8 protein-coding genes are annotated in these 11,315 nt (G+C 36.8%); 6 read left to right on the forward strand and 2 right to left on the reverse strand.

Translation table 11 applies throughout. The features are described from left to right. Nucleotides 1-110: 110 nt before the first annotated feature. The gene (locus tag HMPREF1208_RS08835) at nucleotides 111-1,289 is read right to left on the reverse strand and encodes a CynX/NimT family MFS transporter (protein WP_016426032.1); all 1,179 of its coding nucleotides are present in this window, start codon (nucleotides 1,287-1,289) and stop codon (nucleotides 111-113) included. A gap of 108 nt (nucleotides 1,290-1,397) precedes the next feature. Here HMPREF1208_RS08835 and HMPREF1208_RS08840 point away from each other — a divergent pair, with 108 nt between their 5' ends. The 4 genes from HMPREF1208_RS08840 to HMPREF1208_RS08855 all read left to right on the forward strand — a co-directional run bounded on the left by HMPREF1208_RS08840 (nucleotide 1,398) and on the right by HMPREF1208_RS08855 (nucleotide 6,980). Beyond that, nucleotides 1,398-1,946, forward strand: a complete 549-nt coding sequence (locus HMPREF1208_RS08840) for a helix-turn-helix domain-containing protein (RefSeq protein ID WP_016426033.1) — start codon at nucleotides 1,398-1,400, stop codon at nucleotides 1,944-1,946. Between the two features lie 299 nt (nucleotides 1,947-2,245). Beyond that, nucleotides 2,246-2,860 carry a DedA family protein gene (locus tag HMPREF1208_RS08845; RefSeq protein WP_016426034.1) on the forward strand — a complete coding sequence of 205 codons (615 nt, stop codon included), beginning with the start codon at nucleotides 2,246-2,248 and terminating at the stop codon, nucleotides 2,858-2,860. Nucleotides 2,861-3,566: 706 nt separating this feature from the next. Then, nucleotides 3,567-4,886: an Nramp family divalent metal transporter gene (locus HMPREF1208_RS08850; RefSeq protein ID WP_016426035.1), complete on the forward strand. Its 1,320-nt coding sequence runs from the start codon at nucleotides 3,567-3,569 to the stop codon at nucleotides 4,884-4,886. Between the two features lie 489 nt (nucleotides 4,887-5,375). Continuing rightward, on the forward strand, nucleotides 5,376-6,980 hold the full coding sequence (locus HMPREF1208_RS08855; RefSeq protein WP_037559562.1) for a BCCT family transporter: 1,605 nt from the start codon (nucleotides 5,376-5,378) through the stop codon (nucleotides 6,978-6,980). Nucleotides 6,981-7,063: 83 nt separating this feature from the next. Here the strand turns inward: HMPREF1208_RS08855 and cudC are convergent, their stop codons facing one another. Beyond that, complete coding sequence (gene cudC, locus HMPREF1208_RS08860) at nucleotides 7,064-7,624, reverse strand: choline uptake/conversion transcriptional regulator CudC (protein ID WP_016426037.1); 561 nt, start codon at nucleotides 7,622-7,624, stop codon at nucleotides 7,064-7,066. Nucleotides 7,625-7,845: 221 nt separating this feature from the next. On the opposite strand from cudC, the gene betB reads away from it, so the two are divergent. Together betB and betA are read left to right on the forward strand one after the other, a co-directional pair. Next, nucleotides 7,846-9,345: a betaine-aldehyde dehydrogenase gene (gene betB, locus HMPREF1208_RS08865; RefSeq protein WP_016426038.1), complete on the forward strand. Its 1,500-nt coding sequence runs from the start codon at nucleotides 7,846-7,848 to the stop codon at nucleotides 9,343-9,345. Between the two features lie 168 nt (nucleotides 9,346-9,513). Next, a complete protein-coding gene (gene betA / locus HMPREF1208_RS08870) occupies nucleotides 9,514-11,208 on the forward strand; it encodes a choline dehydrogenase (protein WP_016426039.1) in 1,695 nt (564 codons plus the stop codon). Nucleotides 11,209-11,315 lie beyond the last annotated feature (107 nt).

Raw genomic sequence — 11,315 nt, forward strand, 5'->3', positions numbered from 1 at the left:
CTGTCGTCTCAAAGATTAAGACGACAGCTTGCTCCCTTTTTAGTGTTCAAAAGTAAAATGGAATATGAAAAGCTTAACGGCATCGTTCATAGTCTTGAACGCATGAAAACTTATTTTCTTAATGAAGCTTCAATCGTTGTATTACGTCCTGCACGTGCACCAATAATCATAACAGCGATGGCAGTTAACAGTAGAATCAATAATGAGAATACCCAGTGGCCTGTCACATCATGTAAGATTCCGAAAAATAGCGGTCCAATACATGCAAAGAGATAGCCGACTGCTTGAGACATCCCTGCTAGTTTATCTGCTGTAAGGCCACTTTCAGTTCTTAAACTAAAGAACGTATTGACAAGTCCAAATGCGATACCTAACGCTATCCCAATAATAATGAGCGATATAAGGGCAAGATGAGGTGAAAATATTAAGATTAAGATTCCTATTGTAAATAGTGCCCCTGTAAATGCAGTCGGAATCACTTGTGAACGAAGTTTTGTGGCATATAAAGGTGTCACGAAAGTCAACGGAATGATTGCCAGTTGTAAAATAGATAAATAGAGCCCAGCATAAGTCACTGGAATGTCATAGGATAATAAGAATTCTGGTAACCAGTTGATTAAAGAATAGAAAATTAAGGATTGCCCTCCCATTAGTAATGTAATCTGCCATGCAAGAGGGGATTTCCAAACGTTAACGGCATCTGTTGTATCCACGGTCACTTGTTGTTCATGATTACGAAGTTGGAAAGTCCAAACGATAAGAGCAATTAAAGTCACGACACCGATGAGACCTAATGCAATATTATAGTTAAATGATTTAAGTAAAGGTGCTGCGCCATATGATGAAAGTGCACCAAAAATATTCATGACAACGGTATAATACGCGGTCATAATACCGATACGCATTGGGAATTTTGATTTGATTATACCGGGCGCTAAGACATTACCAAATGCAATGCCGACACCGATTAAAATAGTACCGATATATAATAAGCTGACATTGGTCACACTGCGTATAACAACGCCTATTAAAATTAATGCAATGGCAAAGAACAATGAACGTTCCATACCGAAGCGGTGACTGACTTTAGCGACAAGAGATGAAATAATCGCAAATGCGAGTAATGGAATGATAGAAATGAAACTGACTTCTGTATTTGTTAAATTTAATGTATCTTTAATGGTTGGTAAGACTACACCTACTGAGGTGATAGGGGCACGTAAATTTGCTGCAATCAGCATGATGCCAATAAAAAGCAACCAATTGATTCGATTCGATTGTTGTTCCATCGTGTAAACGCCTGCCTTTTTTGATATAATTAACGAAACGTTCTATATAAAGAACACAACATATCGTACATAATGTTCAATATATTGTAAATAGAAGGGGCTTAAAAAATGGAGAATATTAATTCTGTTGTTGCTGAGAACCTCCAGCACTATAGACAAATCCACCGTTTGAGTTTAGATAAAGTAGCTCAAATGACGGGGATAAGTAAAACGATGATTAGCCAAATTGAAAAAGGAACAGGGAATCCAAGTATCAATACTTTGTGGAAGCTTGCGAATGGATTGCATATTCCTTTGACGTCTTTAATCAGTCAAGATAATAAACATATTCAGATTATTGATAAAGCAGATATTAAACCGATTTACAATGAGGATCACTCTGTCGTGGTTTATCCTTATTTTCCATATGATCACGCACATGCATTTGAAATGTTTTGTATGCGAATCGAAGCGGGAGGCGTTTTAGAGTCTGAGGCGCATCAAGACGGCGCGAAAGAATTTATCATCGTCAATGAAGGTACGCTAACACTAACTGTAGGTGCGACACATTATGAAATTCAGGCTGCACAAGCGATTAGTTTTAATGCGAATACTAATCATGTTTATGAGAATAAAACAGACGCACAATTAAGAGTTACGGCGACAATACAATATTAATAGAGGGCGGTTAGCCTATCTGGCAGTGTCCGGGTAGACTGACCTGGCAAAGATAAGTTGGATGCAAAGCTTGATATGAGCACATGTACAACATAGATATCTGCAGCTAACCATTTGATGTAAAATCTTTTCTTTGATCAAAATGAGACTAAGATCTTGTCTTATCATTTTGTGACGATAGCTTACAATAATTTACAAAAGCATCATAAAGCAGTGTAATAAGTTGAATATTGAAGAAATAGACTGTTAAACTTGATGAGTATGAAAGTTTTAACAATATAGGAATCAAAGGTGAAGATATGGAACAATGGGTTGTTGATGTGATGGGCCATTATGGCTACATAGGAATCTTTTTATTAATATTTGTGGAGTATATTATCCATCCTTTCCCATCAGAGGTTGTTTTAACTTTTGCTGGTTTTATGACGACAAAGTCAAGTTTAAGTTTTGGAGTGGTATGTGCGGTAGCTGTCGTCGCGGCGACAGCGGGTTCGGTTGTCTTATATTATCTTGGAATATGGATTGGTGAAGAAAGATTATACCGCTGGATTGATCGATACGGTAAATATGTAAGGATTAAACGCAAAGATTTAGATAAAACCATCCATTGGTTTGATCGATATGGACGTTGGGCCATCTTCTTTGGACGATTCGTCCCGATTTTAAGAACTTTGATTTCAATCCCTGCTGGTATTACACGTATGAATTTACCGATTTTTATTATTTTCACAGCACTTGGGACAGGTGTGTGGAATATATTTCTGATCTTTTTAGGATCAGCACTAGGTGATCATATGGAACAAGTGCTACAGTATGTCGGTTTTTATTCGAAGGCACTTATTGCAATTCTTGTTATCCTGGCCCTTATTGTGATTTATCGTTGGTGGAGACGTGCCAAAAGAGAAAATGGATAGTATATATCGCGTAGACATATGATGGTGGCTGTTTCTATAAGTGGAAGTTTAGTTCTTGTTGCCAATATTGAAAAGTGACAGCTCTTGTTGTACTTTTTCGACAAAGCGATATGATATGAAAATGAAATAAAAATGCGTTAAGTTGATTTGTATTGAAAAAGTCAGCTTAGCGCTTTTTTATTTTGGAGTGAATAGTTCAATTGCTTTTTGAGAAACTGATATATGCTTATTTTACATTTGAATCTCGATTTTCTCTTTGTCTGTAGGATTTTAAATGAGGTTTAATGCACCTTTTGATATTTCTATTTTCAAAAAATAATAGAAACTGCTGTTTTAAGCTTTTGAAAATCAAATAAAAGGGGTGATGCACGCGTTTTTAGTAAGAACGTAAACTTTAGATTTTAACGCTATTCAATTTAAGTAGAAGCTGTATTCACAACGTTTATTATGCCAAACTATGAATTTAATCATCATGATAGAAAGATTATTTTCACTTGAGAAAGGGTAACATAGAAAAAATATAAAGGGTCAAATGCCATAGCGATATATTAAGCAATTATTATACGGATAATGTAAAAGGTGAAACGTGTTACTTTTCATTTTATGTTAAAGCATATATAATAATGTTATCAATTTAGGTAATCCTAAATTATTTTTTAAATAGAAAATGATTTAAAGGTAAGCCGCTCGAAAAGGGATGAGTCAAATGCGTAAGAGCTTAGAAGAAATTAACGGTACAGTTGTGTTTGATAACCAAGCTGCAAAATGGAAAAAAACATTAATGTATTTAGGACCAGGGGCGCTTGTCGCAGTGGGGTATATGGATCCCGGTAACTGGATTACGTCAATGGCAGGAGGGGCACAGTACGGCTACATCCTCCTGTCTGTTATTTTAATTTCAAGTTTAGCCGCAATGTTATTGCAAAGTATGTGTGCACGACTCGGTATTGCAAGTGGGATGGATCTTGCACAAGTGACACGTGACATGACAAATAAAAAAGTAGCTGTCATTTTATGGATTATTACAGAAATGGCAATTATGGCCACTGATATCGCAGAAGTCATAGGGAGTGCCATAGCATTGAACTTACTCTTCCATATTCCTTTATGGCTTGGGGTAACGATTACTGTTTTTGATGTTTTGCTACTATTATTGATTATTAAGTTCGGTTTTAGAAAAATAGAGGCTATTGTTACGGTGCTTGTGTTGACTGTTTTTATCATCTTTGTGTTTGAAGTTTATTTATCAAATCCTTCATGGCCACGCGTCTTAAGTGGCTTTGTCCCACAAAGCGGTGTGGTCACACAACCCGGTGCCTTATATATCGCACTCGGTATTATCGGTGCAACGATTATGCCGCATAACCTTTATTTGCATTCATCAATCGTACAATCACGTGCATATGGACGGGATTCAGTTGAAGAGAAAAAAGATGCGATTAAATATGCAACGATTGATTCGAATTTACAACTTTCGCTTGCATTTTTAGTCAATTGTTTACTTTTAATATTAGGTGCTGCCTTATTTTTTGGCAGTGGTAAAGCATTAGGTGGATTTTATGATTTACACCATGCATTATTAACTTCACATGTCTCTGTCGCTTTTGGTGGTGCTGTGATGAGTACATTGTTTGCAGTCGCTTTATTAGCTTCAGGACAAAATTCTACCATTACAGGGACTTTGTCAGGACAAATTGTAATGGAAGGTTTTGTGAATTTACGCTTTCCACAGTGGGTTCGACGTCTTATCACACGTGGTTTAGCAGTTATCCCGGTGTTCATTTGCTTATGGCTTTATGGCTCTAATCCATCAACAATTGAAAATTTACTGATTTTTACCCAAGTATTTTTGAGTATTGCATTGCCATTAAGTATTATTCCGTTAACGATCGCGACGAATAACCCCAAAATTATGGGTGAGGCATTCACTAATAAACGTTGGGTCAATATCATCGCTTGGACACTGGCAATATTTTTAACAATCTTAAACTTTTATCTCATTATTGAAACGTTTAAATCGCTTTAATTAGAATCAGTTAAAGCCATTTTTATTAAAAGAGATACGGAATTTAAAAAAGACATGCAATATTAAAATGATATTTCGGCGTGTGTCTTATCATTTTAAACCTTCAGAGGTTGAGACAATGGAAAGTCTCAGCCTCTTTTTTATGCTGAAATACCGCTTCTTACATCCTGATAAATGGCAGAGAAGGCAAAGAAATGAAAATAAATATTTATTCATTTGAATGTTATAAAAATACATAATTAGAAACGTTAAATTAATTCTTAACAATTTTAATGTACTTTATAAAGGCGTTTTGACAATATTTATAATCTCTGAAAGTTATATATATTCAAATTGAGCAACTTATGATTATGTATGATATTTGCATTAACTATTATTTTTAGATAACCTATTTCTTGTATAAAAAACGTTTAGACATCGCAGATTGGACAACAAAGGGATTAAAAATTAAATAAGGGGTGCTTTAAAGTGCATAAAAAATATAAGCTAATGGACTGGGTTGTTTTTATTGGGACAGCAATTGTATTATTAATGGCTGTTATCCCGATGATGGTCTTCCCAGAACAGAGTCGTTCAGTTGTTGTTGCGATGAATAATTTCGTCACTTCAAAACTTGGGGCGATTTATCTCGTATTGGGGTTAGCGATTTTTTGTTTTGTTTTATACATAGCATTTGGAAAATATGGGTCAGTGACTTTAGGTCGTGCGAGTGATAAACCCGAATTTAGTGACTTTGCATGGGCATCCATGTTATTTTGTGCCGGCATTGGCTCAGATATATTATATTGGGGTGTCATCGAGTGGGCATATTATTATCAAGGCCCGCCTCATGGTGCAAAACCTTTATCTGACGAAGCACTTAACTTTGCGACGATGTATGGTATGTTTCATTGGGGACCGATTGCATGGGCGATATATGTACTTCCTGCCTTACCAATTGGATATCTCGTATTTGTGAAAAAGCAACCTGTTTTTAAAATCAGTCAAGCTTGTCGACCAATATTGAAAGGTCAGACAGACAAATTTTTAGGAAAACTTGTTGATATTTTATTCATCTTTGGTCTTATTGGAGGAACAGCAACATCACTGGCTTTAGGGGTCCCTATGATTTCAGCCGGTCTTGAAAAGCTATTTGGTATAGATGGTACAAGTATGGTCGTGAAGAGTATCGTGCTCTTATGTATTACAATTGTATTTGCATATAGTTCATACCAAGGTTTGAAAAAGGGCATTCAAGTTTTAAGTGACTTGAACGTATGGCTTTCCTTCATTTTACTTGGCTTTATTTTTATCGTTGGTCCAACGATCTTTATTATGGAAACAACGGTTACTGGCTTCGGTAATATGTTGAAAAACTTCTTCCAAATGGCCACTTGGTTGGAGCCGTTCGGTGGCATTGGCGGACGTGAGGAAACAAAATTCCCACAACAATGGACGATTTTCTATTGGTCATGGTGGATTGTTTACGCACCATTTATCGGTCTGTTTATTGCGCGAATCTCAAAAGGTCGTACTTTAAAAGAAGTAATATTAGGAACGATTGTTTACGGTACATTTGGTTGTGTGCTGTTCTTCGGTATTTTTGGTAACTATGCTGTTTATTTACAAATTTCAGGTCAATTTGATGTGATTCATTACTTAAATGCACATGGCACGGAGGCAACGATTATTGAAGTGATTAGTCATTTACCGTTCCCACAAATTGTTATTGGCTTGTTCATTATTTCAGCCTTTTTATTCTTGGTGACAACCTTTGACTCTGCGTCGTATATTGTTGCAGCGGCAACACAAAAGCGTGTTAAAGGAGAACCAATTAAAGCCAATCGATTATTTTGGGCGTTTGCTTTATGCTTACTTCCATTCTCGTTAATGCTTGTCGGTGGTGAAAAGGCACTTGAAATACTACAAACCGCATCTATTGTTGCGGGTGTACCTTTAATTGTCATATTTATCATTATTATGATTTCGTTTATGATGATTCTCGCAGGAGATCGGATTGCGCTACAATCACGTGCTGATCGTTTTAAACGTATTGAACGCCGATCGTTGAGGATTTTAAGAGTTGGCGAAGATGAAGAGGATGACAATCTATAAAAATAGAAAAAGCTTTATGGTGTCTTAACGGACGCCATAAAGCTTTTTTGATGAGGTATCCAACTTTGTTATTGAAATAAAATTTATTTTTTTATGTCTTTAGCTTCAGGAATAGGGAAGTGTTCAAATATTTCTCCCGATTTTAATGCATCACTAATGGATTCTAACCAATAGTAATAAATACGAGAATGTTCTAAATGGGCTTTTATTTCTATCGCTTCTTCTCTCGTTGCTTCATCCACATCTTCAGCTGCAATAATCTTATCAATCATCGCTTCTGATTCTCTGAGTGCAGCCATATTGATTGAAATTTCACGGTTCCATTTTCTAGTGAAAAAGTTACAGAAAAACTCAAAGAAGTCTTTTTCAGCTTCAAAATGTTGTTTACGACTGCCTCGAGTTAAGCGTTGCTTAACAATGTCATATTCTTGCAATTTCTTAACGCCCGCACTCATGCTTGGCTTACTCATTTGTAATTCTTGACGCATTTCATCCAATGTCATGCTGTCTTTGAATAACATAATGCCGTAGAGGTTTCCGACACTACGATTAATCCCATATAAATCCATTGTTTCAGCGATTGAATTAATAACAATATCTTTCGCGACTTCGAGTTGTGCTTCGTGTGATTTTGGTCGTGCCACGATATCTCACCTCCCTAAAAATTAACTCGTTAATAGCGTTAACGCTCTAAATTTTAATCTTTAATTAAATATAAATCAAATGTTCATTAATAATTTAACGGTTTTTTTGGCACACTGCAAATCCAAGCAATGTCGATTGACATGGCACTTTTTCTTGTGATAAAGTTAAATTTGTGAAATTCGTTAAATAAAAACTTAACAAACTTAACGGAGGTATATGCATGGAATTTGTAAACCAATTATCTCGTCGTCAATATATTGATGGGGAATGGGTAGAAAGCAGCAATCAAGCGACACGTCAAATTCTCAATCCTTATAACCAAGAAGTGATTATAGAAGTAGCAGAAGGTACGAATGAAGATGTAGAACGTGCAATTCTAGCAGCAAGACGTTCATTTGATGAAGGTGTGTATGCACTTGAAACAGCTGAGAACAAAGGTAAGAAGGTTCGTGCAATTGCGGACCAAATCAAAGCGCACCGTGAAGAATTGGCACATTTAGAAACTTTAGATACAGGTAAAACTTTAGAAGAATCTCTTGCAGATATGGATGATATACACAATGTATTTATGTATTTTGCAGGTTTAGCAGATAAAGACGGGGGCGAATTAATTAATTCACCTATCCCAAATACAGAAAGTAAAATCGTTAAAGAGCCAATCGGTGTTGTCACTCAGATTACACCTTGGAACTATCCGCTATTACAAGCTTCATGGAAAATTGCGCCAGCACTTGCAACAGGTTGTTCTATTGTCATGAAGCCAAGTGAAATTACACCTTTAACAACCATTCGCGTATTTGAGCTTATGGAAGAGGTCGGTTTTCCTAAAGGCGTTATTAATTTAGTTTTAGGCGCAGGCTCTGAGATTGGTGACGTCATGTCTACGCACCCTGAAGTGGATTTAGTGTCATTTACAGGCGGTATCCAAACAGGTAAACGTATTATGAAACAAGCCGCAGAGCATGTTACGAATATTGCGCTTGAACTTGGTGGTAAAAACCCAAATGTTATTTTTGAAGATGCTGATTTTGATTTAGCTGTTGATCAAGCATTAAATGGTGGCTTTTTCCATGCAGGTCAAGTATGTTCAGCGGGTTCTCGTATTATCGTTCATCATTCTATTAAAGATAAATTTGAAAAAGCATTAATTGAGCGTGTTCAAAATATCAAATTAGGTAATGGATTTGATGAAGATACAGAAATGGGACCACTTATTTCTGAACAACATCGTGACAAAGTTGAAAAATATATGACTATTGCGCAAGAAGAAGGCGCAAAAATTGCTATCGGTGGTAAGCGACCATCTAGAGAAGATTTAAAAAATGGTTATTTCTTTGAGCCGACAATCATCACAAACTGTGACACGTCTATGCGTATCGTTCAAGAAGAAGTGTTTGGTCCTGTTGTAACGATTGAAGGTTTTGACACAGAAGAAGAAGCTATCAAATTAGCTAATGACTCTATCTATGGTCTTGCAGGCGGTGTCTTTACGAAAGATATCGGAAAAGCACAACGTGTTGCATCAAAAATGAGAATGGGTACAGTCTGGATCAATGATTTCCATCCTTATTTTGCACAAGCACCATGGGGTGGTTATAAACAATCAGGTATCGGTCGCGAACTTGGACATCACGGTTTAGAAGAATATCTAGAAACAAAACACATCTTAATGAATACAAGCCCTGAGCCAGTTCACTGGTTTGGCCAGTCAGAATCATAAATTGAACCATTGAATGAGCGTTTGTCATTTTATATGACAGACTTCTTTCAAAGTAAAAAGGTGTGAAAGATTGACGTAAAAGCAACGATAAGCGCTAAACGTTTCTTTCACATCTGTACATAGTTTGAAATAGCGCGTCAGTATACAACTACGAGGAGGATTTTTGTTATGAGTAAAGCGTACGACAAAATGTATGATTATATCATTATCGGTGGTGGGAGTGCTGGATCTGTATTAGGTGCTCGCCTCAGTGAAGATAAAGACAAAAAAGTCTTAGTACTTGAAGCAGGACGCAGTGATTACCCTTGGGATTTGTTAATTCAAATGCCAGCTGCTTTAATGTATCCATCAGGTAACCGCCTTTACGATTGGAAATATGAAACAGATGGCGAACCGCATATGGGCGGACGTAAAGTTTTCCATACACGTGGTAAAGTGTTAGGTGGATCAAGTTCAATCAATGGGATGATTTATCAACGTGGTAACCCACTAGACTATGAAAAATGGGGTAAACCTGAAGGCATGGATACTTGGGATTATGCTCACTGTTTACCTTACTTCAAACGTTTAGAAACGACTTTTGGTGCAGAAGCAGATGATCCAATACGTGGTTTAAATGGACCTATCAAATTACGTCGTGGTCCTGCTGATAACCCGTTATTCCACGCATTTTTCGATGCAGCTGTCGAAGCGGGTTATAAAAAGACGAAAGATGTGAATGGTTTCCGTCAAGAAGGATTTGGACCATTTGATAGTCAAATCCATAATGGCCGCCGTGTTTCTGCTTCACGTGCTTATTTACGTCCAGCAATGAAACGCCAAAACCTAACAGTAAAAACACGTGCATTTGTTGAAAAACTTCATTTTGATGGCAATACCGTTACAGGTGTGACTTATAAACGAAATGGTCGTTTACACAAAGTGCTCGCAAAAGAAGTTATCTTATCTGGTGGCGCATTTAACACACCACAATTGCTACAATTGTCAGGTATCGGTGATTCTGAACATTTACGTTCATTAGGTATCGAACCTCGTATTCACTTACCGGGTGTCGGTGAAAACTTTGAAGACCACTTAGAAGTGTATATTCAACATACTTGTAAAGAGCCTGTCTCATTACAACCTAGCTTAAATATTTTCAAAATGCCATTTATTGGTTTGGAATGGTTAACACGTCGTACAGGTGCAGCATCAAGTAACCACTTTGAAGGTGGTGGATTCGTTCGCTCAAATAATGATGTGAAATATCCAAACTTAATGTTCCATTTCTTACCACTTGCAGTACGCTATGATGGACAAAAAGCAGATACAGCACATGGTTACCAAGTTCATGTTGGACCAATGTATTCAAATTCAAGAGGTAGCTTGAAAATCACATCAACGAACCCATATGTTAAACCAAAATTTGTATTTAACTATTTATCTACAGAGGAAGATAAACGCGAATGGGTTGAAGCTATCCGCGTCGCACGTAACATTTTAAAACAACCTGCACTTGACCCTTATAATGGTGGAGAAATTTCACCAGGACCTTCTGTTCAAACAGATGAAGAAATTTTAGATTGGGTGCGTCGAGACGCTGAAACAGCATTACACCCATCTTGTAGTGCAAAAATGGGTCCTGCTTCAGACCCAATGGCAGTCGTAGATCCATTAACAATGAAAGTACACGGCATGGAAAACTTACGTGTAGTAGACGCGTCAGTGATGCCAACAACAACAAATGGTAATATTCACGCACCTGTATTAATGCTTGCTGAAAAAGCAGCAGATATTATTCGTGGTATTCAACCACTTGAGCCTGAACATGTTGATTATTATATTCATGGTAAACATGATGAAAATGCAGGCGCTATCGATTAAGCTAAAAGTAAACTTAAATACGAGATGATTGAAGTTTACGTCTAATTTAAAACAACCCTTTCCGAGTTTAATGTGATACAAGGAGAGGGTTGTTTTTAAGTTTGAAA

The sequence above is a fragment of the Staphylococcus sp. HGB0015 genome (assembly GCF_000411275.1).
GTDB classification, from domain to species: Bacteria; Bacillota; Bacilli; order Staphylococcales; family Staphylococcaceae; genus Staphylococcus; species Staphylococcus schleiferi.